The sequence below is a fragment of the Rivibacter subsaxonicus genome, from assembly GCF_004217215.1.
Lineage (GTDB): Bacteria > Pseudomonadota > Gammaproteobacteria > Burkholderiales > Burkholderiaceae_C > Rivibacter > Rivibacter subsaxonicus.
Genome location: NZ_SHKP01000007.1, coordinates 166,790 through 192,184, shown reverse-complemented (window position 1 = coordinate 192,184; position 25,395 = coordinate 166,790). Strand labels below are relative to the sequence as shown.

23 protein-coding genes are annotated in these 25,395 nt (G+C 69.2%); 15 read left to right on the top strand and 8 right to left on the bottom strand.

The window, feature by feature from the left end; all coding sequences use genetic code 11:
• Positions 1-34: 34 nt before the first annotated feature.
• The 15 genes from mpl (at position 35) to EV670_RS14090 (ending at position 14,333) form a co-directional block, all read left to right on the top strand.
• Positions 35-1,417, top strand: a complete 1,383-nt coding sequence (gene mpl / locus EV670_RS14160; protein ID WP_130433203.1) for a UDP-N-acetylmuramate:L-alanyl-gamma-D-glutamyl-meso-diaminopimelate ligase — start codon at positions 35-37, stop codon at positions 1,415-1,417.
• A gap of 58 nt (positions 1,418-1,475) precedes the next feature.
• Entirely contained in the window at positions 1,476-2,087 is a 612-nt protein-coding gene (locus tag EV670_RS14155) for a YqiA/YcfP family alpha/beta fold hydrolase (RefSeq protein ID WP_130433201.1), read from the top strand.
• Positions 2,088-2,180: 93 nt separating this feature from the next.
• Positions 2,181-4,199, top strand: coding sequence for a ribonuclease catalytic domain-containing protein (locus tag EV670_RS14150; protein WP_130433803.1), 2,019 nt, complete (start codon positions 2,181-2,183; stop codon positions 4,197-4,199).
• Positions 4,200-4,235: 36 nt separating this feature from the next.
• The gene (locus EV670_RS14145) at positions 4,236-5,141 is read left to right on the top strand and encodes an energy transducer TonB (RefSeq protein ID WP_242616980.1); all 906 of its coding nucleotides are present in this window, start codon (positions 4,236-4,238) and stop codon (positions 5,139-5,141) included.
• Positions 5,142-5,143: 2 nt separating this feature from the next.
• Positions 5,144-6,034, top strand: a complete 891-nt coding sequence (aroE, locus tag EV670_RS14140; RefSeq protein ID WP_130433199.1) for a shikimate dehydrogenase — start codon at positions 5,144-5,146, stop codon at positions 6,032-6,034.
• 68 nt (positions 6,035-6,102) lie between these two features.
• The gene (locus tag EV670_RS14135) at positions 6,103-6,816 is read left to right on the top strand and encodes a transglycosylase domain-containing protein (RefSeq protein WP_130433799.1); all 714 of its coding nucleotides are present in this window, start codon (positions 6,103-6,105) and stop codon (positions 6,814-6,816) included.
• Positions 6,817-6,841: 25 nt separating this feature from the next.
• Positions 6,842-7,462 (top strand): hypothetical protein, encoded by a 621-nt coding sequence (locus tag EV670_RS14130; protein WP_130433197.1) that lies wholly within the window; start codon positions 6,842-6,844, stop codon positions 7,460-7,462.
• Positions 7,459-8,028 carry a TlpA disulfide reductase family protein gene (locus EV670_RS14125; protein ID WP_130433195.1) on the top strand — a complete coding sequence of 190 codons (570 nt, stop codon included), beginning with the start codon at positions 7,459-7,461 and terminating at the stop codon, positions 8,026-8,028. The genes EV670_RS14130 and EV670_RS14125 overlap by 4 nt, the downstream gene beginning before the upstream one ends.
• Before the next feature lie 111 nt (positions 8,029-8,139).
• Complete coding sequence (gene aroQ / locus EV670_RS14120) at positions 8,140-8,586, top strand: type II 3-dehydroquinate dehydratase (protein WP_165393326.1); 447 nt, start codon at positions 8,140-8,142, stop codon at positions 8,584-8,586.
• Positions 8,587-8,693: 107 nt separating this feature from the next.
• Entirely contained in the window at positions 8,694-9,152 is a 459-nt protein-coding gene (accB, locus tag EV670_RS14115) for an acetyl-CoA carboxylase biotin carboxyl carrier protein (protein ID WP_130433191.1), read from the top strand.
• Positions 9,153-9,308: 156 nt separating this feature from the next.
• Positions 9,309-10,658 (top strand): acetyl-CoA carboxylase biotin carboxylase subunit, encoded by a 1,350-nt coding sequence (accC, locus tag EV670_RS14110; RefSeq protein ID WP_130433189.1) that lies wholly within the window; start codon positions 9,309-9,311, stop codon positions 10,656-10,658.
• Between the two features lie 115 nt (positions 10,659-10,773).
• Positions 10,774-11,679: a 50S ribosomal protein L11 methyltransferase gene (gene prmA / locus EV670_RS14105; RefSeq protein WP_130433187.1), complete on the top strand. Its 906-nt coding sequence runs from the start codon at positions 10,774-10,776 to the stop codon at positions 11,677-11,679.
• A gap of 12 nt (positions 11,680-11,691) precedes the next feature.
• On the top strand, positions 11,692-12,816 hold the full coding sequence (locus EV670_RS18870) for a zinc-ribbon and DUF3426 domain-containing protein (RefSeq protein WP_242616979.1): 1,125 nt from the start codon (positions 11,692-11,694) through the stop codon (positions 12,814-12,816).
• Between the two features lie 42 nt (positions 12,817-12,858).
• A complete protein-coding gene (locus tag EV670_RS14095) occupies positions 12,859-13,779 on the top strand; it encodes a carbohydrate kinase family protein (protein WP_130433185.1) in 921 nt (306 codons plus the stop codon).
• Positions 13,780-13,970: 191 nt separating this feature from the next.
• The gene (locus EV670_RS14090; RefSeq protein ID WP_130433183.1) at positions 13,971-14,333 is read left to right on the top strand and encodes a hypothetical protein; all 363 of its coding nucleotides are present in this window, start codon (positions 13,971-13,973) and stop codon (positions 14,331-14,333) included.
• Positions 14,334-14,445: 112 nt separating this feature from the next.
• Here the strand turns inward: EV670_RS14090 and EV670_RS14085 are convergent, their stop codons facing one another.
• From EV670_RS14085 to EV670_RS14050, 8 genes are all read right to left on the bottom strand, one after another.
• Positions 14,446-14,940, bottom strand: coding sequence for a histone H1-like repetitive region-containing protein (locus tag EV670_RS14085; RefSeq protein ID WP_130433181.1), 495 nt, complete (start codon positions 14,938-14,940; stop codon positions 14,446-14,448).
• A gap of 213 nt (positions 14,941-15,153) precedes the next feature.
• The gene (locus EV670_RS14080; protein ID WP_130433179.1) at positions 15,154-16,356 is read right to left on the bottom strand and encodes a ribonucleotide-diphosphate reductase subunit beta; all 1,203 of its coding nucleotides are present in this window, start codon (positions 16,354-16,356) and stop codon (positions 15,154-15,156) included.
• 172 nt (positions 16,357-16,528) lie between these two features.
• Complete coding sequence (locus EV670_RS14075) at positions 16,529-19,432, bottom strand: ribonucleoside-diphosphate reductase subunit alpha (RefSeq protein WP_130433177.1); 2,904 nt, start codon at positions 19,430-19,432, stop codon at positions 16,529-16,531.
• A gap of 526 nt (positions 19,433-19,958) precedes the next feature.
• Positions 19,959-20,564, bottom strand: coding sequence for a 1,6-anhydro-N-acetylmuramyl-L-alanine amidase AmpD (ampD, locus tag EV670_RS14070; protein ID WP_130433175.1), 606 nt, complete (start codon positions 20,562-20,564; stop codon positions 19,959-19,961).
• A gap of 10 nt (positions 20,565-20,574) precedes the next feature.
• On the bottom strand, positions 20,575-22,239 hold the full coding sequence (locus EV670_RS14065) for a sigma-54-dependent transcriptional regulator (RefSeq protein WP_130433173.1): 1,665 nt from the start codon (positions 22,237-22,239) through the stop codon (positions 20,575-20,577).
• Positions 22,240-22,251: 12 nt separating this feature from the next.
• On the bottom strand, positions 22,252-24,081 hold the full coding sequence (locus tag EV670_RS14060) for a sensor histidine kinase (protein ID WP_130433171.1): 1,830 nt from the start codon (positions 24,079-24,081) through the stop codon (positions 22,252-22,254).
• The gene (locus EV670_RS14055; protein ID WP_130433169.1) at positions 24,082-24,339 is read right to left on the bottom strand and encodes a PP0621 family protein; all 258 of its coding nucleotides are present in this window, start codon (positions 24,337-24,339) and stop codon (positions 24,082-24,084) included.
• Between the two features lie 9 nt (positions 24,340-24,348).
• Entirely contained in the window at positions 24,349-25,206 is an 858-nt protein-coding gene (locus EV670_RS14050; RefSeq protein WP_130433796.1) for a cytochrome C assembly family protein, read from the bottom strand.
• Positions 25,207-25,395: the final 189 nt, after the last annotated feature.

The following is a 25,395-nucleotide window of genomic DNA, read 5'->3' as shown; positions in this document are numbered from 1 at the left end:
GCGCGCGCCGCGACGGGCTTTCTAGAATGAAGGAATGCACATCCACATCCTCGGCATCTGCGGCAGCTTCATGGGCGGGCTCGCGGCCCTGGCGCGCGAGGCCGGCCACCGCGTGACCGGCTGCGACGCCAACGTCTACCCGCCGATGAGCGACCAGCTGCGCGCGCTCGGCGTCGAGCTGATCGAGGGCTACGGCGCCGAGCAGCTCGCGCTGAAGCCCGATGTCTTCGTGATCGGTAACGTCGTCTCGCGCGCCAGGGCCGAGGCCTTCCCGCTGATGGAGGCGATCCTCGACGCCGGCGTCCCCTACACCAGCGGCCCGCAGTGGCTGGCCGAGCAGGTGCTGGCCGGTCGCCACGTGCTGGCGGTCGCGGGCACCCACGGCAAGACCACGACCACCTCGATGCTGGCCTGGATCCTGGAGGTCGCCGGGCTGCAGCCGGGCTTTCTGGTGGGCGGCGTGCCACTGAACTTTGGCGTCTCAGCGCGGCTCGGGCGCGTGGCGGCGGGCGAGCGCACGCCCTTCGTGATCGAGGCCGACGAGTACGACACCGCCTTCTTCGACAAGCGCAGCAAGTTCGTGCACTACCGGCCGCGCACCGCGGTGCTCAACAACCTCGAGTACGACCACGCCGACATCTTCCCCGACCTGCAGGCGATCGAGACCCAGTTCCACCACCTGGTGCGCACGGTTCCGGCCAGCGGCCTGCTGGTGATCAACGCGCGCGAGGAGGCGCTGGTGCGCGTGCTGGCACGCGGCTGCTGGAGCGAGGTCGAGCGCTTCGGCGTCAAGAGCGATGCACCGGGCCTGCGTGCACGCGGCGAGCCGCATGCCTTCGACGTGCTCAAGAGCGGCGTCAAGGTGGCGCGCGTCGAGTGGAGCCTGATCGGCGAGCACAACCAGCTCAACGCGCTGGCCGCGATGGCCGCCGCCGAGCATGTGGGGGTGGCACTGGCCGACGCGGCGCGCGCACTGGCCAGCTTCCAGAACGTGCGACGCCGGCTCGAGCTGCGCGGCGAGGCCGCCGGCATCAAGGTCTACGACGACTTCGCACACCACCCGACCGCGATCCGCACCACCGTCGACGGGCTGCGCCGGCGCGTGGGGCTGGAGCGCATCCTCGCGATCTTCGAGCCGCGCTCCAACACCATGAAGCTGGGCACGATGAAGGCCCAGCTGCCCTGGGCACTCGAAGAGGCCGACCTCGCCTTCTGCCATGGCGGCGGCCTCGACTGGGATCCATCGGAGAGCCTGGCACCGCTCGGCGACAAGGCGGTGGTCAGCGACTCGATCGACGGCCTCGTCAAGCGCGTGCTGCAGGCGGCCAGGCCGGGCGACCACCTGCTGTGCATGAGCAATGGGGGCTTCGGCGGCATTCACGCGAAGTTGCTGGAGGGCTTGGCGGCGCGGGGTTGATGTGCACGCGCGGCCGCTGCCAAGTGATCGACCTCATCGAAGCGCCGGAACTTGCGTGATGAACCAGAGCCCCGTCACCCATCTCCTCTACCTCCACGGCTTCCGCTCCTCGCCCGGCTCGGCCAAGGCGCAGCAGGTCGCCACCGCGGTGCAAGCCCTGCAGGCCGCCGGCCGCACCATCGAGTGGTGTTGCCCGCAACTGCCACCCTCGCCGGCCGAGGCGATGGGCTTGGTCGAGCGCCTCACCGATGACTGGCCGCGCGACGGGCGCATGGCCGTGATCGGCAGCTCGCTCGGCGGCTTCTACGCGACGGTGCTGGCGCAGCGGCGCCCGGCGATCCGCGCCGTGCTGCTCAACCCGGCCGTCAATCCGGCGCGCGACCTGGCCGGCCAGATCGGCGAGTTGAGCGCCTGGCACGAGCCCGAGCTGAAGTTCAGCTTCACTGCGGCCCATGTCGCGGAACTGCGCGCACTGGCGCCGGCGACGGTCAGCAGCCCGCAACGCTACGCGGCGGTGATCGCCAAGGGCGACGAGGTGCTGGACTGGCGCGAGATGGTCGGCCGCTATCCCGGCGCACACATTCGCCTGCTCGAGGGCAATGACCATGCGATCAGCGATTTCGGCGAGCGCCACCTGCCGTTCGTGATGGACTTTCTCGGTCTGGATTGAGCCCTCGAAAGCCAGCCACTCCCGGATGGGACAATCCGCTCGGTGAGCTATGTACTTTTCGATGAGGCCGGCAAGTTCCTCGCCGGCCGGCTGATGTCCGAGGCCGAGAGTTCCGCCCAGGTGGAGCTCGACTCCGGCAAACGGGTCAAGGTCAAGTCCGCCAATCTGCTGCTGCGCTTTGCCAAGCCGGCGCCCGCCGAGCTGATGGCAGGCGCGGCCGCGGCCAGCGCAGAGATCGACCTCGACCTGGTCTGGGAGACCGCGCCCGAGGAGGACTTCGGCTTCGACGAGCTCGCGCTCGAGTACTTCGGCGCCGGCGCCGACTCGAGCCAGCGCGCCGCGATGCTGCTGCGCCTGTTCGATGCGCCGCACTACTTTCATCGCCGCGGCAAGGGCCGCTTTCGCAAGGCGCCGGAAGACATCCTCAAGCAGGCGCTGGTCGCGATCGAGCGCAAGCAGCAGGTCGCCGCTCAGATCGAGGCCTGGGCCGACGAGCTGGTGCACGACCGCTGCCCGGCGCCGATCGCCGAGCAGCTCTACAAGATCCTGTTCAAGCCCGACAAGAACGCGCCTGAGTACAAGGCGGTGGTCGAGGCCGCCAGGCGCAGGCATCGCGCGCCACTCGACCTGCTGAAGGCGGCCGGCGCGATCACGAGCCCGTACCAGTTCCACTGGAAGCGCTTCCTGTTCGACTTCTTCCCCAAGGGCACCGCGTTCCCGCCCTTGTCTGCGCCGGCGATAAAGGACGAGCTGCCCTTGGCCGACGAGGGCGTGCGCGCCTTCTCGATCGACGACTCGGCGACCACGGAGATCGACGATGCGCTGTCGGTGCGCGGCCTGGGCAGCGGCAGCGTGAGCTTCGGCGTCCACATCGCGGCGCCCGCGCTGGCGATCGCGCCCGGCTCGCCGCTCGACCAGGTGGCGCGCACGCGCTGGTCCACGGTCTACATGCCGGGCCACAAGATCACGATGCTGCCCGACGACGTCGTGCAGGCCTACACGCTGAGCGAGGGCCGCGACTGCCCGGCAGTCAGCATCTACTTCAGCATCGACGAGGCGAGCCTCGAGCTGCGCTCCTTCGAGACCCGGCTCGAACGGGTGCCGATCGTCGCCAACCTGCGTCACGACCAGCTCGACGCGGTGATCACCGAGGCCTCGCTGACGGGCGAGGCGGCGGCCGACTATCCCTTCGCCACCGAACTCGCCTTTCTCTTCCGCCTGGCGCGCCATCTGAAGGCGCAGCGCGAAGTGATTCGCGGCAAGCCGGAGAACTTCAACCGGCCCGACTACAGCTTCAAGCTCGAGGGCATGGCCGGCGCCGAGCCCGACGGCAGAGAGACGGTGCTGATCGGCGAGCGCAAGCGCGGCGCCCCGCTCGACCTGATCGTGGCCGAGGCGATGATCCTGGCCAACAGCCGCTGGGGCGGCTGGCTCGCCGAGTGCGGCGTGCCCGGCATCTATCGCAGCCAGGCCAGCCTGTTGCCCGGCATCAAGGTGCGCATGGGCGTCAAGCCGCAGCCGCATGCCGGCATGGGCGTGGCGCAGTACGCCTGGTCCACCTCGCCGCTGCGGCGCTACGTGGACCTCGCCAACCAGTGGCAGATCGTGGCCTGCGCGCGCCATGGCAAGACCGCCGCGCTGGCGGCCCCGTTCAAGCCCAAGGATGCGGCATTGTTCTCGGTGATCTCGGGTTTCGATGCTGCTTACTCGGCTTACAACGGGTTCCAGAATTCGCTCGAGCGCTGGTGGACACTGCGTCATCTTGAGCAGGCCGGCATCACCGAACTCGACGCCGCCGTGCTCAAGGACGGCCTGGTGCGTGCCGACAGCCTGCCCCTGGTGTTCCGCGCGCTCGGCTGCGAGAGCCTGCCGCGAGGAGCCCGGGTGCGGGTGCGCATCACCGGCAGCGACCTGCTGACGCTCGACCTGCACGCCAGCCTGCTGACGCGCATCGACGACGCCGGCAGCACCGCCGACGATGCCGATGTCGACGCCGAAGAAGTCGAGGAAGCCGCCGATGCGGCGGCGCCACTGGCGCTCGCCATCGACCTCCAGGATGCCGACAATGGCACCCAGGGCGCCACCGGCAGCGACTCCCCCGCGGCCGCCTGAGACAACCGAAGCCCCGTTCCGAAGCCGCCCCGATCCATGCGCCAGAGCGCCTCGACCCACGCCAAGAAGTTCATGCAGCGCCTGCGCCAGCTCAGCGCGCTGCAGCTGGCATTGCTGGCATCGGTGGGCGTGCATGCCGCGCTGCTGGGCGTGCGCATCGTCGATCCGGAGGGCTTCAACCGCGTGTTCCAGGACACGCCGCTCGAGGTGATCCTGGTCAACGCGCGCTCGACCGAGGCGCCGCTCAAGGCGCAGGCGATCGCCCAGGCCGCGCTCGCCGGCGGCGGCGAGGCGGCCGCCGGCCGCGCGACCTCGCCGCTGCCGCCCTCGGCCCGGATCGAGATGGGTGACGCGATGGACACCGCGCGCCGCCAGATCGACGAGTTGCAGGAGCAGCAGGCGCTGTTGCTGGCCCAGGTGCGGCGCGAGATGGCGCGCCTGCCGCCGCCCGAGCCCAAGCGCGACGACGGCCAGCCGCAGTCCAAGCAGCACGAGGAGACGCAGCGCCAGTTGCTGAACATGCTGGCCGAGATCGAGAAGCGCATCAACGCCGAGAACGCCCGGCCGCGCAAGCGCTACATCAGCCCGGCCACGGCCGAGGCCTCGTACGCGGTTTACTACGACCGGCTGCGCCGCAAGATCGAGGAGCGTGGCACGCGCAACTTCCCCGAGGAAGCCGGCCGCAAGCTCTACGGCGCGCTGACGATGATCATCACCGTCGACGCGCTCGGCCGCGTGCTCGACACCGAGATCGTGCAGAGCTCGGGCAAGAAGTCGCTCGACAAGCGGGCCCAGGCGATCGTGCGCGCGGCGCCGAGCTTCGGCCTGTTCAGCCCCGAGATGCGGGCCCAGGCCGACCAGATCGTGGTCGTCTCGCGCTTCACCTTCACGCGTGAAGAGGGCATGTCGGCGCGCATGCTGGCGCCGCAGGGCATGGAGTGAGCATGCCGTCGCGGCAGCAGGCGCCGGCGGCCGCCGTCGATCGCTATGTCGTGATCGGCCATCCGGTCGAGCACAGCCGCTCGCCCTTCATCCATGCGCGCTTCGCCGAGCAGACCGGCGAGCGCCTGCACTACGGCCGGCTGCCGTGCGCGCCCGACGCCTTCGCGGCGACGCTGCGCGGCTTTGCCGACAGCACCAGCGAACTCGGCCCGGCGCGCGGCTGCAACGTCACGGTGCCGTTCAAGTTCGAGGCGCCGGCACTGGCCGCCACGCTGAGCACGCGGGCGCGGCTGGCCGGCGCGGTCAACACGCTGCGCTTCGATGCCGGTGGCTGGGCCGGCGACAACACCGACGGCGTCGGCCTGGTGCGCGACATCACGCGCAATGCCGGCGTCGCGATCGCCGGCCGCTCGGTCCTGCTGCTCGGCGCCGGCGGCGCCGCGGCCGGCGTGCTCGGGCCGGTGCTCGAGGCGCGACCGGCGCGCATCGTCATCGCCAACCGCTCGCCCGAACGGGCGCGGGCGCTGGTCCAAAGCCACGCGGCGCTGGCGCAGGCACAGGGCGTGAGCCTTGGCGCGGCGCCGCTCGACGCCTGCGGGCGCGGCTTCGACATCGTGCTCAACGCCACCGCCGCCAGCCTCGGCGGCCAGGGCGTGCCGGTCGACGCCGCGGTGCTGGCGCGCGGCGCGCTGGCGCTCGACCTGATGTACGGCCCGGCCGCCCGGCCCTTCCTCGACTGGGCTCGCGAGCACGACGCGCATGGCCGCGACGGACTTGGCATGCTGGTCGAGCAGGCCGCCGAGGCCTTCGAGTTCTGGCGTGGCGTGCGACCCGATACCGCCCCGGTTCTGGCCGCGCTGCGGGCCGAGGTCGATGCGGAGTCGGCACGGTGAGGCGGCTCGCCGGCCTGCTGTGGCGCTACGCGCTGCTGGTGCTGCTGTGCGCCGCGGCGCTGCAGCTGATGTTTGCGCTGCGCATCGCGCTGATGCGCTGGATCGACCCCGCTTCGACCACCTTCCAGCGCACCGAGATCTGGCGCCTGGCATCGACCAGGGGCGAGGTGCGCTGGTCGCAGGAATGGACGCCCTACGCCCGGCTGCCGGCCTCGCTCAAGCGCGCCGTGATCGCCTCCGAGGACGCCGGCTTCACCGACCATGGCGGCGTCGACTGGGACGCGATCGAGAAGGCCTGGGAGCGCAACGAGCGCGCGCAGGCCCGGGTCGACAAGCTCAACGAGGAGCGCGAGCGACGTGCGGCGTCGCGCAAGCCCTCCGCAGCGTCGCGCCCGGCGCCGTCGGTCGCGCCCAAGGTCGTCGGCGGCTCGACCATCACCCAGCAGCTCGCCAAGAACCTGTTCCTTTCCGGCGAGCGCAGCCTGCCGCGCAAGGGCCAGGAGTTCGTGCTGAGCGTCATGCTCGAGACGCTGCTCGACAAGCAGCGCATCCTCGAGCTCTATCTCAACCACGTGGAATGGGGCGAGGGCGTGTTCGGCGCGCAGGCGGCCGCCGAGCATTATTTCCGCACCGATGCAGCGCAGCTCGCGCCGATGCAGTCGGCGCGGCTGGCGGTGATGCTGCCGGCACCCAAGCGCTTCGAGAAGCGGCCCGCCTCGCCCTACGTGGCCGGGCGCGCGGCCACCATCGTCGCGCGCATGGGCGCGGTCGAGCTGCCCTGATGACCATGACCAAGCCGAAGCGCCGATGAAGCGCGCCACTGCCGAGATCGCCGCCACCGCCGCGCGCCTGGTGGTCGAGGAAGGGCTCGAGTACGGCCCGGCCAAGCGCCGCGCGGCGCGCATGCTGCAACAGCGCGGCGGCCCGGCGCCGCTGCTGCCCGACAACGACGCGGTCGAGGACGAGGTGCGCGACTACCTCGCGCTGTTCTGCGCCGACACCCACCCCGCCGAGCTGCGTGCGCTGCGCGAGCTAGCGCTGGTCTGGATGGAGCGCCTAGCCGAGTTCCGGCCGCACCTGGGCGGCGCGGTCTGGCGCGGCACCGCCACGCGCCGCAACGACATCCACCTCGAGCTCTACTGCGACGACTCGAAGTCGGCCGAGATCGCGCTGATCAACGCCGGCGCCGACTACGAGGTGCAGTCCGCCAACGGCCCACGCGGCGAGGCGATCGACGTGCTGAGCCTGTCCTCCCCTTGCCCGGCGCTGGGCGAGGAGATCGGCGTGCACCTCAGAATCCTCGACCATGACGACCTGCGTGGCGGCCTCAAGGTCGACGCACGCGGCCGCACCGAGCGCGGCGACGCCGAGGCCCTGCGCCGGCGGCTGGCCGAACCCGACATCGAATCAGAATCGCCCAAGCCATGAGTTCCAGCGATCCGATCCCCTCCGCCCCGCCCTCGCCGCTGCGCCGGGTGGCGCTGTTCGGCGGCGCCGCACTGCTGGCCACCGCGGCCGGCGCCTGGTTTGCGCTGCAACGGCGCCCCGGCACCACCACGGCGAGCGCGGACGCTGCCGCGGTGCTCTGGTCGCAGTCCTTCGACACGCCCCAGGGCGGCGTGCTGCACGCCGCAGACTGGCGCGGCAAGCCGCTGGTGCTCAACTTCTGGGCCACTTGGTGCGCACCCTGCGTGCGCGAATTCCCGCAACTGGAGCGCTTTCACCGCGAGTTCGGGCCCAAGGGCTGGCAGACCGTGGGCCTGGCGATCGACGGCCCGACGCCGGTGCGCGAGTTCCTGCAAAAGCTCCCGGTCAGCTTCGCGATCGGCCTGGCCGGGCTCTCGGGCACCGAACTTGCGAAGCAACTCGGCAACGAGCGCGGCGGGCTGCCGTTCACCGTGGTTCTGGATGCCGAAGGCCGGGTTCTGCAGCGAAAGCTCGGCGAAACCAGCTTCGACGAACTGGCCGGCTGGGCCCGGGCGGCAGGCGCGTAGCGGTCGCCGCGGGTTCGCCGTGATCGACTGGCGGCGGCGCGCCGTGTAAAGTCCGAGCTTCCGTCGCAAAATGGCTTTCAACGCCAACTTGCAGCGATCCGAGTCGATCTGATGCAAATACTTGTCCTGAACGGACCCAATCTGAATCTGCTGGGCAGCCGCGAGCCGGCCGTCTACGGCGCCCAGACGCTGGCGCAGATCGATGCCGAGTTGCGCCAGATGGCCGGCGCTCGCGGCGCCGTGCTCGACAGCTTCCAGAGCAACCACGAAGGGGCGCTGATCGACCGCGTGCATGCCGCGCGCGATGACGGCACCCGCTTCATCATCATCAATCCGGGCGCCTTCACCCACACCAGCGTGGCGCTGCGCGACGCGCTGGCGGGCGTGGCGATCCCGTTCATCGAGGTGCATCTGAGCAATGTGCACCGCAGGGAGCCGTTCCGGCATCATTCCTATTTCTCGGATCTGGCCGAGGGGGTGATCGTCGGTCTTGGCGCTGCCGGTTACCGGCTCGCACTGACCCATCTGCTCGACGGCGGCATCAAGCCCGCCCGCTGAACGCAGTCGAACTTCGTTGTTGGGACGAGGGAAGCCGTCGCGGCATGGCGATCACGCCAGCCGACGAACGGCCCGATACAAGCAATAAGTACTGGAGAAACGAAGCCATGGACCTGCGCAAACTCAAGACGCTGATCGACCTGGTGTCGGAATCGAACGTCTCGGAACTCGAGATCACCGAGGCCGACGGCAAGGTGCGCATCGTCAAGAGCAGCCCGGCGGCCCAGGTGGTCTACGCCGCCGCACCGACGGTGGCGACCGCTGCGCCCGCGCTCGCGGCGGCACCCACCGCCGCGCCGGTGGCGGCGCCCGCCGTCGCTCCCGAACCCACCGGCCATGTCGTCAAGTCGCCGATGGTCGGCACCTTCTATCGCTCGTCGAGCCCCGGCGCCAAGTCCTTTGCCGAGGTCGGCGACGAGATCAAGGAAGGCCAGCCGATCTGCATCATCGAGGCGATGAAGATCATGAACGAGATCGAGGCCGACAAGTCCGGCCGTATCGCCAGGATCTTCTGCGAGAACGGCCAGGCGGTCGAGTACGGGCAGCCGCTGTTCGAGATCGAGTGAAGTTGGGGCGACCTCGATGTTCAAGAAAATCCTGATCGCCAATAGAGGCGTTCGCGCGGCAGCGCGGGGGAGCACTCACATGCGCCTGCGCATGTGCAGTGATCACCAGATTGCGCGCACGCGCAGCGTGCAGGGCGATTGAGCCGCGGAGACCAGATGTTCAAGAAGATTCTCATTGCCAATCGCGGCGAAATCGCACTTCGCATCCAGAGAGCCTGCCGCGAGCTCGGCGTGCGCTCGGTGATCGTCTATTCCGAGGCCGACCGCGACGCCAAGTACGTCAAGCTGGCCGACGAGGCGGTCTGCATCGGCCCGCCGCCCTCGGCGCTGAGCTACCTCAGCATGCCGGCGATCATCGCCGCCGCCGAGGTCACCGACGCCGAGGCGATCCACCCCGGCTACGGCTTCCTCAGCGAGAACGCCGACTTCGCCGAGCGTGTCGAGCAGAGCGGCTTCACCTTCATCGGACCGACCCCGGCGTCGATCCGCATCATGGGCGACAAGGTCTCGGCCAAGCAGGCCATGATCAAGGCCGGCGTGCCCTGCGTGCCGGGCTCCGAGGGCGAGTTGCCCGAGGATCCGAAGGAAGTGGTTCGCATCGCCCGCACCATCGGCTACCCGGTCATCATCAAGGCCGCCGGCGGTGGCGGCGGGCGTGGCATGCGGGTGGTGCACACCGAGGCGGCGCTGCTGCACGCGGTGCAGACCACGCGCGCCGAGGCCGGTGCGGCCTTCGGCAACCCGGCGGTCTACATGGAGAAGTTCCTGCAGACGCCGCGCCACATCGAGATCCAGATCCTGGCCGACACCCACCGCACCGCGGTATGGCTCGGCGAGCGCGACTGCTCGATGCAGCGCCGCCACCAGAAGATCATCGAGGAAGCGCCGGCGCCCGGCATTCCGCGCCGCACGATCGAGCGCATCGGCGAGCGCTGCACCGCGGCCTGCAAGAAGATCGGCTACCGCGGCGCCGGCACCTTCGAGTTCCTCTACGAGAACGGCGAGTTCTATTTCATCGAGATGAACACGCGGGTGCAGGTGGAGCACCCGGTGACGGAGCTGGTGACCGGGATCGACATCGTGCAGATGCAGATCCGCATCGCCGCCGGCGAGAAGCTGCCGTTCGCGCAGCGCCATGTCGAGCTGCGCGGCCATGCGATCGAGTGCCGCATCAACGCCGAGGACGCCTACACCTTCATGCCCTCGCCGGGTCGCATCACGATGTGGCATCCGCCGGGTGGCCCTGGGGTGCGGGTGGACTCGCACGCCTACACCAACTACTTTGTGCCGCCGAACTACGACTCGATGATCGGCAAGATCATCGTCCACGGCGACACCCGCGAGCAGGCGCTGGCGCGCATGCGCACCGCCTTGTCGGAAACTGTGATCGAGGGCATCTCGACCAACATTCCGCTGCACCGCGAGCTGATGGTCGACGCCAAGTTCATCGAGGGCGGCACCAGCATCCACTACCTCGAAGGTTGGATGCAGCAACACAAGAGATGAACGTGCGCCCCCACGCTCACTTCGTTCGCTGCCCCCAGGGACCCGAAGGGGCCCCTGCGTGGCCCTTGGGGCGCAGCCGGGCTTGGGAGCGGCCCGGCGCCCGGCTGGCCGCGCGATGATCGAGTTGGTGCTGCTCGCCGACGAGTCGCAGGTCGAGATCGTCAGCGACGCGCTGATGGAGCTCGAGGCGCTGGCCGTCAGCGTCGAGGACGCCGACGCGGACACCGATGTCGAGCAGGCCCTCTTCGGCGAGCCCGGCATGCCGGCGCCACGCGCCGGCTGGGCGCATTCGGTCATCAAGGCGCTGTTCCCAGACGAGGCCACCGCCACCGAGGCCGCCACCGTGCTGCTGGCCCAGGACTGGGCGACCGAGGTGCATGTGCAGGCACTGCAGCCGGTGCCCGACGAGGACTGGGTACGGCTGACGCAGTCGCAGTTCGCGCCGGTGGAGGTCACGCCGAGCTTCTGGATCGTACCGAGCTGGCATGAGCCGCCCGCCGCCGCCAGCACGCTGATCCGGCTCGATCCGGGCCTGGCCTTCGGCACCGGCACCCACCCGACCACGCGCATGTGCCTGCGCTGGATTGCGACCCACCCGGAGGCGGTGCGCGGTGCGCGCGTGCTCGACTACGGCTGCGGCTCCGGCATCCTCGCGGTCGGCGCCGCCAAGTTCGGTGCCGGAGCAATCGATGCGGTCGACATCGACCCGGCCGCGGTGACCTCGACCGAGGCCAACGCAGCCGCCAACGGCGTCGTGCTCAACAGCGGCCTGCCCGAACTCGCAGGCTCGCCGGCCGGCGCCTACCCGCTGGTGCTGGCCAACATCCTGGCCACGCCGCTCAAGCTGCTGGCGCCGCTGCTGGTGGCGCACGTGGCGCCCGGCGGCCGGCTCGTGATGGCCGGCATCCTCGAGCGCCAGGCGCAGGAACTGCGCGACTGCTACGCCGCGACCGGGCTCGAGATCGATGTCGCCGACCAGGAAGACGGCTGGATCCTGATGACCGGGCGGCGCCGCCACTAGCGCCGGGATGCGATGAGCCTGGCCACCCGCTGCACCGCCTGCGGCACGATCTTTCGCGTCGTGCAGGATCAGCTCAAGGTCTCCGAGGGCTGGGTGCGCTGCGGCCGCTGCAGCGAGGTCTTCAACGCGCTGGACGGGCTCTTCGACCTTGGACGCGAGAGCCCGCCGCGCCTGACGCCGGCGGCCGCCGCCAGGATCGGCGACCCGCGCCTGCAGCCGGGCGCCGGCGAGTTCGTCGCCAGCCGCATCCCGCCGCCGGCCGAGGAAGCCGTCGACGACACGGCGGCCCAGACGCCACGCCAGGCGGCGCAGGAAGACGAGTTCGTCTCCAGCGTCGCCCACGAGCCGCCGCCGATCGATGCGCTGTTCGAGGCGGCCATCGATGCGCGACGCGGCAGTCACGACGACTTCGTCGACGCGCGCTTCCCAAGCGAGTTTCCGACCGAGGTCGCCGACGATGCCAATGCCGCGCATGCCGCGGCCGCGGCACGCTTCGAGGCCGAGGCCTTCGACCCGCGGCACGACGAAGGCGCGCCAACGATCCACGCCGCCGACGAGCTGACCCCGGCCTTCGTGCGCGAGGCCGACCGCGCCGCGCGCTGGCAGCGCCCGGGCGTGCAGGTCGCGCTGGCCGGCGGCGTGCTGCTGCTGCTGCTGGGGCTGGTCCTGCAGCTCGGCCTGCACTTTCGCGATCCGATCGTGGCACGCTGGCCGCAGGCCGGACCGGCGCTCGTCGCGCTGTGCGAGCCGCTGGGCTGCAGCATCGAGCCACTGCGACGCATCCAGTCGGTGGTGGTCGACGGCAGTGCGCTCAATCGCGCCGCCGATGGCAGCGGCTACCGGCTCGAGATCTCGCTGCGCAACCGCGACGAACTGCCAGTGGCGTTGCCAGCGGTCGACCTGCAACTGACCGACAGCAGCGGCGCCACCGTCGTGCGTCGCGTGCTGCCGCCCGAGAGCTTCCGGGTCTCGTTGGCCGACGCGGCCGGAGACGGTGCTGCGGCACGCAGGAGTGCGGCCCGGGCCTTGCCGCCGGCGGTGCTCGAACCCGGCCGCGAACTGCCGCTCGAACTGGTCTTCAGTACCAGCAACGGCATCCGCGTGGCCGGCTACAGCATCGAACTCTTCTACCCCTGAGCACCGCGCCCGGGGTTCACTCCCACCTCATCACCGAACACCATGTCCGCCCTCATTTGCGGTTCGCTCGCCTTCGACACGATCACGGTCTTCCCCGGCCGCTTTGCCGACCAGATCCTGCCCGAGCAGATCCACATCCTGAACACATCCTTCCTCGTGCCGACGCTGCGGCGCGAGTTCGGCGGCTGTGCCGGCAACATCGCCTACACGCTGAAGGCGCTCGGCGGCGAACCGGTGGTGATGGCGGCGGTCGGCACCGACGGCGGCGGCTACCTGGAGCGCATGAACGGCCTTGGCATCGACACCAGCTTCGTGCGTTCGGTGAGCGACAGCCATACCGCGCAGGCAATCATCATCACCGACCGAGACAGCAACCAGATCACCGCCTTCCACCCGGGTGCGATGCAGTCGGCGCACCTGACGCCGGTGCGGCCGCGGGCCGACATCGCGCTGGCGATCGTCGCCCCCGATGGGCGCGAGGCAATGATCTCGCACGCCGAACAGCTGGCTGCGGCGAAGATTCCCTTCGTCTTCGATCCGGGCCAGGGCCTGCCGATGTTCGACGGCGCCGACCTGCTGCGCTTCGTCGACCAGGCGAGCTGGGTCGCCGTCAACGACTACGAAGGCCGCATGCTGCAGGATCGCACCGGGCTGTCGGCGGCCGAGATCTCGCGCCGTCCCAACATCCGCGGCGTCGTCGTCACGCTCGGCGCCGAGGGCTGCGAACTGTGGATCGACGGCCAATCGCAGCGCGTGCCGGGCGTGCCTGCCGCCGAGGTGGTCGACCCGACCGGCTGCGGCGACGCCTTCCGCGGCGCGTTGCTCTACGGCCTCGAACGCGGTTGGGACCTGGCGCGCTGCGCCGCGCTCGGCAACCGCGTCGGCGCCATCAAGATCGCGACCGCCGGTGTGCAGAACCACCGGCTCGATCCGGTCGCGCTCGGGCTCGACACCAGCGCCTGAACTTGCGAGCGCCCGTGCAGCGTTAGCAACTGCACACTGCGCGGCCCTTCATCCCCCGCAGGAGCGTGTGACGGCGTGCCGAATGCACGCGCCTTGTCGCGCCGGCGACGTTATGGTTGTGTCAATTTGAAACGGCGCCACCTCGATCGACGGATGGGCAGGCCGCACCAACACAAAGCGAGGAGAACCCGATGACCAACCTGCTGTTCTGGCTGTTGCCCGTGTTCACCGCGATGGCGGCCGCGGTGCTGGCCTGGTGGAGCACCAGTCGCTGGTACATGCGCCAGCTGCTGGCGCTGCAAGGCAAGGTCGAGCGCACCAAGGAGCAGGCGACGATTCGCCTGAAGCAGGCGCGACGCCAGGTCGGCCAGCTGCAGGAAGAACTGGCCAGGCGCCCGCCGCTGAGCAACGAGCAGCGCGAGGAGCGCGACGCGAGCGCCGAAGCGGCGGCTCAGCGTGTCGCACTCGAGGCCGGCCTCATCGCCGGAGACAGCCGCACGCGCGAGATTGCAGCCTTCGCCGACACCCAGCCGATAATGCCGCACGTGCACTAAGGCATCGCGCCTTCGGCAGAGCTCAAAGGCCGCATCGCCGCGTCGCACGGCGCATCGGGAAAACAAAAAGCCCGGCCGGAGCCGGGCTTCGAAAGAGAAGCGAGCTTCTCGATCAGGGCTTCACGCCGGTCGGGAAGGGCCAGGCAGCCTGGGGGCTGAGCGTGGTCTTCGCGGCAGGTGCAGCAGGCTTGGCAGGCGCAGCGGCCTTCTTCGCAGCCGGCTTCTTGGCAGCAGGCTTCTTGGCAGCAGGCTTGGCAGCGGCCTTCTTCGCAGCCGGCTTCTTGGCGGCGGCCTTCTTGACCACAGCCTTCTTCACCGCGGCCTTTGCGACCTTCTTCACCACAGCCTTCTTCACAGCGGCCTTGGCGACCTTCTTGGCGACAGCCTTCTTCGCCGCCGGCTTGGCGACCTTCTTGGCGACAGCCTTCTTCACCGCCGGCTTGGCGACCTTCTTGGCCACGGCCTTCTTCACGACGGCCTTCTTGATGATCTTCTTGGCCACAGCCTTCTTCACGGCGGCCTTGACGATCTTCTTGCCGACGGCCTTCTTCACCGCAGCCTTCTTCGCCGGGGCCTTCTTTGCCGCAGCCTTTTTCGCAGTTGCCATTTCGATTCTCCTTGATCAAGTTGCAAAAACACCGAGCTGCTCGAGCAACTCGGCGATTCACTGCCCATGGGGCTGCCTGGAGAGACGCTCCGGTGCAGTGAATTCAGTGGCGACTCGACGGCGGCACTTCTGTGTTGCCGACCATCAAGCCGCGAATCTCGATCCCGTCTGTCTCGTCATGACCTGCAGCGTCGAAGGCGCCACGGGAAGTCCTCAATCCCACGAGAGCGCGCCACCCGATTGGTACTCGGTGACGCGACCCTCGAAGAAGTTGGTTTCCTTCTTCAGGTCGATCATTTCACTCATCCACGGAAACGGGTTCTCCTCGTTCGGGAAGAGATCCCCAAGGCCGATCTGCACCGCGCGCCGGTTCGCGATGTAGCGCAGATAGCCCTTGAACATGCTCGCGTTCATGCCCAGCACGCCACGCGGCATGGTGTCTTCGGCGTAGCGGTACTCCAGCTCGACGGCTTTCTGGAACAGGGCCTTGATCTCGGCCTTGAACTCCGTCGTCCACAGATGCGGGTTCTCGGCCTTGAGCTGGTTGATCAGGTCGATGCCGAAGTTGCAGTGCATCGACTCGTCGCGCAGGATGTACTGGTACTGCGTCGACGCGCCGGTCATCTTGTTCTGCCGACCAAGGGCGAGGATCTGCGTGAAGCCGACGTAGAAGAACAGGCCTTCCATCAGACAGGCAAAGACGATCAGGCTCTTTAGCAGCGTCTGGTCGGCCTCGTGCGTACCGGTCTTGAAGTTCGGATCCATGATCGCCTCGATGAAGGGGATCAGGAACTCGTCCTTGTCGCGGATCGACTTGACCTCGTGATAGGCGTTGAAGATCTCGCTCTCGTCGATGCCGAGCGACTCGACGATGTACTGGTAGGCGTGCGTGTGGATCGCCTCTTCGAAGGCCTGGCGCAACAGGAACTGCCTGCACTCGGGCGCCGTGATGTGGCGATAGGTGCCGAGCACGATGTTGTTGGCGGCGAGCGAGTCGGCGGTCACGAAGAAGCCGAGGTTGCGCTTGATGATGCGGCGCTCGTCGTCGGAGAGTCCGTTCGGATCGCGCCACAGCGCGATGTCGCGCGCCATGCTCACTTCCTGCGGCATCCAGTGATTGGCACAGGTGGCGAGGTACTTCTCCCAGGCCCATTTGTACTTGAACGGCACCAGCTGATTGACATCGGTCTGGCCGTTGATGATGCGCTTGTCAGCCGCGTTGACGCGGCGCTGCGTGCTTGCGTTAACCGCTGTGCTCGGTGCGGTCGGCGTCGGCAACGGAGCGTCGAACGAAGCCGCGCTCAGGTTCGACAACAGGGGTGACGCTGGCGCCTGCGGCACTTCGCGAGGCGAAGGCTGCGAGGAGAGATGACTCGCTTGCGAGGTGGACCTGATGTCGTCTTCCCAGACCAGCATGACGGGGACTTCCTATGAAATGAATTATCGGAGTGTTGCGTGCCAACACCAAGCAAATGTTGACATCGCGAGCTCGCGGTTGTTGCCCTCATGCATCGCGAGAGAGCAACGAGATCGTGTGCTTCGACGTGTGATCGATGCGTCGATCACACGTCGTGCACGCATGAAGAAATTACTGACAGGCTTCGCAGTCCGGGTTGTCGATCGAGCAGAACTTCATGTCGGTCGCGGGCAGTGCTGCATCGATCGCGGGCGTCACCACAGGCACCGCGTGCGCCGCGCCTGCACTCATGCCGGCACCACCGCCGCTCTGCGACGACACCGCGTTGAGCTGGCCGCTGGTGACAGTGCTCTTCTCGGCATGCGTCGCACCCATCGTGCGCAGGTAGTAGGTGGTCTTGAGGCCACGCAGCCACGCGAGCTTGTAGGTCTCGTCGAGCTTCTTGCCCGATGCACCGGCCATGTAGATGTTGAGGCTCTGTGCCTGGTCGATCCACTTCTGGCGACGCGCCGCAGCCTCGACCAGCCACTGGGTCTCGACCTCGAAGGCGGTCGCGTAGAGGTTCTTCAGGTCCTCGGGCACGCGATCGATCTTGCGCAGCGAGCCGTCGAAGTGCTTGAGGTCCATCACCATCACGTCGTCCCACAGGCCGAGCTTCTTCAGGTCGCGCACCAGGTACTCGTTGATGACGGTGAAGTCGCCCGAGAGGTTGTTCTTGACCGAGAGGTTGCTGAACGAGGGCTCGATCGACGCGTCGACGCCGATGATGTTGCTGATGGTCGCGGTCGGCGCGATCGCCACGCAGTTGCTGTTGCGCATGCCACGGGCCCGGATCTGGCCACGCAGCGCGGCCCAGTCGAGCGAGCTCGAGCGGTCGACTTCGACATAGCCGCCACGTTCGTGCGCCAGCAGGTCGAGCGTGTCGCAGGGCAGGATGCCGCGGTCCCACAGCGAACCGGTGTAGCTGCTGTAGCTGCCGCGCTCGGCGGCGAGTTCGGTCGAGGCCCAGTAGGCGTAGTAGCACAGCGCCTCGGTCGAGCGGTCGGCAAACTCCACCGCGGCATCGCTGGCGTAGGGAATGCGCAGCTGGTACAGCGCGTCCTGGAAGCCCATCAGGCCCAGGCCCACCGGGCGATGCTTGAGGTTGGAGTCCTTGGCCTTCTTGACGGCGTAGTAGTTGATGTCGATCACGTTGTCGAGCATGCGCATCGCGGTCGACACCGTCTTCTTCAGCTTGACCTGGTCGATCTTGCCGTCCTTGACGTGCTGCGCCAGGTTGACCGAGCCGAGGTTGCAGACCGCGATCTCGCTGTCGTTGGTGTTGAGCGTGATCTCGGTGCACAGGTTGCTCGAATGCACCACGCCCACGTGCTGCTGCGGCGAGCGCACGTTGCACGGATCCTTGAAGGTGATCCACGGGTGGCCGGTCTCGAACAGCATCGAGAGCATCTTGCGCCACAGGTCCTTGGCCGGCATGCGCTTGAAGAGCTTGATCTCGCCGCTGCGCGTCTTGGCCTCGTAGGCGCTGTAGGCGCGCTCGAACTCGAGGCCGAACTTGTCGTGCAGGTCGGGGCAGGTCGAGGGCGAGAACAGCGTCCACTCGCCGCCTTCCATCACGCGCCGCATGAACAGGTCGGGCACCCAGTTCGCGGTGTTCATGTCGTGCGTGCGGCGGCGGTCGTCGCCGGTGTTCTTGCGCAGCTCGAGGAACTCCTCGATGTCGAGGTGCCAGCTCTCGAGGTAGGCGCAGACCGCGCCCTTGCGCTTGCCGCCCTGGTTGACCGCGATCGCGGTGTCGTTGACCACCTTCAGGAACGGCACCACGCCCTGGCTCTCGCCGTTGGTGCCCTTGATGTGCGAGCCCAAGGCGCGCACCGGCGTCCAGTCGTTGCCGAGGCCGCCGGCGAACTTGGAGAGCAGCGCGTTCTCCTTGATCGCCTCGTAGATGCCGTCGAGGTCGTCGGCCACCGTGGTCAGGTAGCAGCTCGAGAGCTGCGAGCGCAGCGTGCCGGCGTTGAACAGCGTCGGCGTGCTCGACATGAAGTCGAAGCTCGACAGCACTTCGTAGAACTCGATCGCGCGCCCCTCGCGGTCGGTCTCGTTGAGCGCCAGGCCCATCGCCACGCGCATGAAGAAGGCCTGCGGCATCTCGATGCGCTGCTTCTTCACGTGCAGGAAGTAGCGGTCGTAGAGCGTCTGCAGGCCGAGGTAGTCGAATTGCAGGTCGCGCTCGGCCTTCAGTGCGGCGCCCAGGCGCACGAGGTCGAAGCTCAGCAGCTTCTCGTCGAGCAACTCGGCCTGCACGCCCTTGCGGATGAAGCCGGGGAAGTAGTCGGCATAGCGCAGGTGCATCTGCTCCTGCGTGACCTCGCCGCCGAGGATCTCGCGACGGATCGTGTGCAGCAGCAGGCGCGCGGTGGCGCGGGTGTAGGCCGGGTCCTTCTCGATCAGCGTGCGCGCGGCCAGGATGGCGGCCTTGTAGACCTCGTCGATCGGCACGCCGTCGTAAAGGTTGCGCTGGGTCTCGGCCAGGATCGGTGCCGCCTTGACCTCGCTGCCGAGGTTGACGCACGAGGACTCGAGCAGTGCCGTCAGCGCCGCCATGTCGAGCGGCACGCGCTGGCCGCGGTCGATCACGTGCAGCATGGATGCCGCCGCCACCGGCGGCTGACCCTTGGCCAGGCGTTCCTGGGCACGGCGTTCGCGGTACAGAACATAGGCGCGCGCCACTTCATGGTGACCGCCGCGCATCAGGCCGAGCTCGACCGCGTCCTGGATGTCCTCGATGTGGAAGGTGCCGCCGCCCGGACGCGAGCGCAACAGCGCGCGCACCACCGACTCGGTCAGCTGGTCGACCGTCTCGCGCACGCTGGCCGAGGCCGCGCCCTGCGCGCCATGCACCGCAAGGAAGGCCTTCATCAGCGCCACCGCGATCTTGTGCGGCTCGAAGGCGACCACCGCGCCATTGCGGCGGATGATCTGGAAACCGGCGTAGGCCGAAGCGGGGGCCGGCGTGGCGGCACCGGCGGCAGGCGTGGGCGTGGTGGCGGAAGCGCTGGTGATGGCGGCTTGCATGAACTTCCTCTTGATGTTGTCGTGACGTGTGAACCAGGCGCGTGCGGCCGCAGCGTGCGAAAGCCTTCAGCGAATGGGCGTCCCGTGCGCCCGCTCCGCGTGGAGTTCGGGCACACCGGTCGGCGTGCTGATTGAAAGCTTTCGCAAGTTGCGCGCCGCAGAAACCGACGGGCCAGCGAACTGTGCGTTCGACGACCCGTGCTGCGACCGATGAACCTGCGCTTGCGTGCGGCCTGCGAGCCGCGCTGCAGGAGCTGCGGGGCAAGACCGGCGGGTCATCGTTGGCAGGGCGAAGGATAGCACGAGCACACTATATCTAGCGCCCATACCCATCACAAGCACTAGATGTAGTGTTCGAGCCGCAGTCCGACAACCGCTGGGAAGTGGCGCGCAAGACGACGCGCGCCGCTGTTGCGCATGGATACAGTGCCGCTCGGCGAGGTGCCGCGCCGTTGCTTGCTGCCGGGGGACGAACACGCCGCCAGGGCGCATGAATGCTGAACCGCGGCGATGCCGACGACGTCGCTCAGGCGCTGCCCACCCCGGTGGGCGAAGGGAAAATACCGAGGCCACTAGCGGCCAGTCGCCGGCCCAGAAGGGCCCAGTCGAAGCCCTCTCCAGGGTCCTGCTTGCGACCCGGCGCCACATGCTCGTGGCCGACCACTTCGGCCAGTTGCGGCAGCGTGTCGCGGACCGCCTCGAGCAGCGTGGACAGGCACTCGTATTGCACGGCCTCGAAGCGCTCGCCTTCGAGGCCCTCGAGCTCGATGCCGATCGAGTAGTCGTTCACGTTTTCTCGCCCGCACCAGCTCGATCGCCCTGCGTGCCACGCACGCTCGTCGACCGAGACGAACTGCACGAGTTCGCCGTCGCGCCGGATCAGGAAATGCGCCGAGACCTCGGCGCCGCGGATCTGGCCGAAGTAAGGATGCGCCTCCCAGTCGAGGCGATTGGTGAACAGGCGCTCGATCGCATCGCCGCCGTACTCGCCGGGCGGCAGGCTGATCGAGTGGATCACCGCCAGCGTGACCTCGGTGCCACTCGGCCGCGGGCCGAAGTTCGGTGACTCGACGCGTCGCGCCTGTGGGCACCAGCCCAGCGGCCATCGCGCGCGCGCGGGCAAGCTCTTCATCGCGTTTTCGTCAGCGCTGCGCGCCGTGCGGCGGGTCGTCGACACCGAAGGAGTCCGCGCCGTCCTCGGCCGGCACCTCGCCCGCGCCGACGGTCATCGTGCCGTGCTCGGCCACCTGGATGCCGAGCCGCGCCATGCGGTAGCGCATCTGGCGCAGTGTCAACCCGAGGCTGGCGCCGGCCGCGGTGCGGTTGCAGCGATGCTGCTCGAGCGCACGCACGAGGATGTCGCGCTCGATCTCGTCCAGATGCAGCGCGAGGTCGCTCGGCAGCGGCGCCGGCGAGGCCGCCACCGCGGGCGCGGCCACCACCTCGGGCAACACCGGCTCGACCCAGTCGCCGGGGCCGCTGTCCTCGAAGGCGTCATCGGGCAGGTCGAGGTCGACGATGCCGATCACGTCGGTGCCGGCCAGCGCCACCGCGCGATGCAGCAGGTTCTCGAGCTCGCGCACGTTGCCCGGGAAGGCATAGCGCAGCAGCAACGCGAGCGCCTCGCGGCTGAGCTGCGGTGCCGGGCTCACGCCGGCTTCGGCGGCGATGCGCTCGAGCACGCGCTCGCAGATCGTCGGCAGGTCCTCGAGCCGTTCGCGCAGCGCCGGGATCCGGATCTGGATCACGTTGAGCCGGTAGTAGAGGTCCTGGCGGAAGCGTCCGGCCTGGACCTCGGCGCCGAGGTTCTTGTGGGTGGCGCTGACGATGCGCACGTCGACCGGCACCTCCGCCGTGGCACCGACCGCGCGCACGCTGCGCTCCTGGATCGAGCGCAGCAGCTTGCTCTGCATCGACAGCGGCAGGTCGCCGATCTCGTCGAGGAACAGCGTGCCGCCGCGCGCGGCCTGGAAGAAGCCGTCGCGGTCTTCCTGGGCACCGGTGAACGCGCCCTTGCGATAGCCGAAGAACTCGGCCTCGAGCAGGTTCTCTGGAATCGCGCCGCAATTGACCGCGATGAAGGGCTGCGCGGCGCGCGCGCTGACCTCGTGGATCGAGCGCGCCACCAGTTCCTTGCCGGTGCCCGACTCGCCCTGCACCAGCACCGGCGCCATGCTGCGCGCGACCTTCTCGATCAGCGCCCGCACCTGCTGCATCGGTGCCGAGGAACCGATCATGCGTGCCATCGCACTGCGCTCGGCGGCGCGGCCGCGCGGCACCGCCACCACCTTCGGTGTCACCGTCGCGCCGGGCGCGATCGTCGTTGCGGCCGGCGGCGTCGCACGCGCCCCCGGACTCTTGCCGCCCGGTAGTCGCTCGGGCTGCACCGTCGGCAGGCCGGCCGAGCGACCGAGCGCCGACGCCACCACGCTGCGGAACTGCTTGAGGTCGACCGGCTTGGTCAGGTAGTCGTAGGCGCCGGCCTTGAGCGCCTCGACCGCGTTGTCGGCCGAGCCGTAGGCGGTGATGACGATGGTCTTCTCGCGTCGGCCGGCGGCCTCGATGCGCTGCAGAAGCTCCAGGCCGGTGCCGTCGGGCAGCCGCATGTCGGTGATCACCGCGCTGTAGGTGCGACCGGCCAGCAGCTGCCAGGCATCCTCGACCGAGCCCGCGGTCTCGATGTCGTAGCCCTCGCGCAGCAGCGTCAGCTCGTAGAGCGTGCGCAGATCGGGCTCGTCGTCGACCACCAGCAGGCTGTAGTGCGAGGCCGGCGCGGCGCCGGGAACCAGGGGCGAAGGGGTGCTCATCAGGCGTGCAGATCAGGCGTGCAGGCGCGGCTCGGGGCTGGGCAGGGTCACGCGCCTCATCGTGACCCAGAAGGCGTTGCGGTGGCGGCTGGTGCCGGGCCGCTGCTGGTACTCGATGCTCGCTCCGTAGCGCTCGCAGAGCTCGCGACAAATATACAAGCCGAGTCCGGTGCCGCGGCTGCGGCTCGAGAAGAAGGGTTCGAAGAGATGGCGTTCGACCTCGGGCGGGATCGGCGCGCCGTCACTGGCCACCAGCAGCCGCACCAGGCCGTCGCCATCGCCGGCCAGGCGCACCCAGACCGCACCGGGCTGGCTGGTGCCGTGGCGCAATGCGTTGTCGAGCAGGTTCACCAGCACGCGGCGCAGATGGTCGGCATCGAACTCGACACCGAGCGCCTCGGCGGGCAGATCGACCCGCAAGGGGCTGCCTTCGCCCAGCTGCAGCTGCGCCGTGCGAGCCCATTCGCTGCAGGCCGCGGCGACGAAGGCGCTGGCATCGAGCGGCGCCGGCGCCGAGGTCTCGCCTGGCGCCACCTCGAGCACGTCGTCGACGATGCGCTTGAGGCGCTGCGCGTTGTCGTCGACCATGCGCACCAGCAGGCGCTGGGCCGGCAGCTCGATGTCTTCGGCCAGCAGCGCATTGGCCTGCATGATCGCCGTCAGCGGGTTGCGGATCTCGTGCGCGATGCCGGCCGACACCCGCCCCATCGCGGCCAGCTTCTCCTGGCGCACGCGCGCCTGCACCGTGCGCAGGTCCTCAATGAACAGCACCGCGTAGTCCTCCAGCGCGAGCTCACTGCCACCCGCCTGCCCCTGCGTGAAGCGCAGCCGCGTATGCAGGTGGCGCGGATGGCCGTCGGGCGTGGTCAGCGTGATGTCGCGACCATCGGCCGGCCAGTCGCGCTGCGCGTAGGCCTGGCCGACCGCCTGCGCCAGCGGCTGCCAGCCCGCCTTGGCGTCGAGCGTGCTCGACTCCCCGATCGGTCCGCTGACCCCGAGCAGCGCGCGCGCCGCCGGGTTGGCCGCACGCAGGCGCGTGCGACGGTCCACCACCAGCACGCCTTCCTGCATCTCCTCGAGTACCAGACGATTCAGGCGTGCCTGCTGGCGTGCCAACTCGAGGCTGCCGCGCGCGGTGAGTTCCTCGCGTGCCAGCCGGCCGGCCAGTTCATTGGCGAGCACCGTCACCAGGAACAGCCCGGCGCCGGCGAGGCCGGCCTGCGTCAGCTTCAGATAGGGCTCCTCGCCGGCGGCGAGACTGGCCAGCGATTGCACCAGCAGCAGCAAGGCAACCGCAGCCGCCAGGCCCAGCGCGTGAACGCGTGGCGTCAGCACACCGGCCATCAGCACCGGCATCACCAGCAGCGCCGCGCCGTTCAGGCCGAAGTCGGCGCTCAGCAGGTGCAGCAGGCCGAAGGCGGCGACATCGACGCCGATCGTGCCGAGCCACTGCCGGCGTCCGAGCCGGTTGCCGACCGGCGCGCCGAGCCAGCGCGGGAACAGGGCCACTGCCAGCGCCACGCCGGCGTAGACCGCGCACAGGAAGACGAGGCTGGTCTGCGCGCTCGGCGCCAGTGCCGAGATCAGCAGCACCGCACCCAGCAGCACCACGCCCAGCAGCGCGCGCGCGTTGATGAAGACCCGGTACAGCCGCACGAAGGCACTCGGCCCGCTGGCGGCGATGCGACGCGCCTGGCGCGACAGGAAGCGCGAATCCGGCGCGTCGCTGGCGCGCCACTCGCCGCGATCCAGGCGCGAACTGCCGTCGTCGTCCGTGACGCCGTCGATGGTGCCGAACCAGGTCGATTCGGTACCCTGGGCGCGGCTCGTGCTGGTGTTCACCTAGACATCGCCCGCTTCGCGGCGATGCGCTTCACTGCAGTAGAGCGCCCCACCGCGGCCCGGCAGCGCATCGGCGCGCGGGAGATAGGCGCCACAGAACGCGCAGGGCAGCACCGGCTGCGCCGCCGCGGCGTCGGTCGGCGCGGCCGCGCGCTCGGCGGCCTTCGGCTTGGCCGACGCTCGCGACGCCTTGCGGCTGCGCAGCCAGCCGAGCACGACCAGCACCAGTACCAGGATCAACAACAGACGCACGACCATCCGGTCACCTCAGCCGAGCGCACTGCGTTGCAGCAGCACCTCGAGCACGAAACGCGAGCCGACATAGGCCAGCAGCAGCAGGCCGGCGCCGACATAGAGCCAGCGGGTCGCCTGCCGCCCGCGCCAGCCACGGCTGTGGCGGCCCACCAGCAGCCCGGCGAACACGGCCCACGACAGCAGGGAGAAGATGGCCTTGTGGTCCCAGCGCCAGGGCGTGGCGAACCACCAGCCGAGCACGATCGTGGCCGACAGCACGACGAAGCCGGCCTCGACGAAGCGGAAGGTCAGCTTCTCGAGTCGCAGCAGCGGCAGGCCGAACACGCCATGCGCGTTCTGCGGCGGCAGCGCGCGCGCGCCGGCGCCGGGCTTCAGTCGCAGCCGCTGCTCGGCCTTGCGCAGCAGCGCCGCATGCAGCACCGCAACGCCGAACAAGCCGTAGGAGGCGATGCCGAGCACCCAGTGGATCGGCGCCCAGGGCGAGCCGGCATGCGCCCGCAACTCGCCCGGAAAGGCCAGCGCCAGCGCCACCGAGGCGCCGCCGAGCAGCGCCAGCACGCGCTGCAGCGCCGGCAGCGGCAGGACCCGGCTCTCGATCGCGTAGACCGCCAGCACCAGCCACACCGTCAGCGACAGCGCCGGCGCGAAGCCGAAGCGGGTGCCGGGCGGATCGAGGTCGAGTCCGGCGGCATGGACAGCGATCGCCACGCCCTGCGCCAGCCAGCCCAGCATCAGCAGGCCGCCCTCGAGGCCACGCGGAGCCGCGGCAGTCGGTGCCGAGGCCGGCAACGCGGCCGCCCCGGCAATCACTTGCGCGCGCACGGCGGTCGCCGCATAGGCCAGCAAGGCGACCACGCTGGCCACGGTCATCGGCCAGCCGGCGCTCGCCACCAGCGAGCCCGTGCTCACGAGAACCTCGGCAATACAATCATGGGCTTCAAGTGTACCGAGCGCCTCCCGAGGCTCCGCGACGCATCCCTGATGCTGCTTCGCGAGTGTGGCCGCAGCGCCGCATGCAGCAGCGTCAATCGAGACAGGGCCCACGCCGGGGCCGAGAAC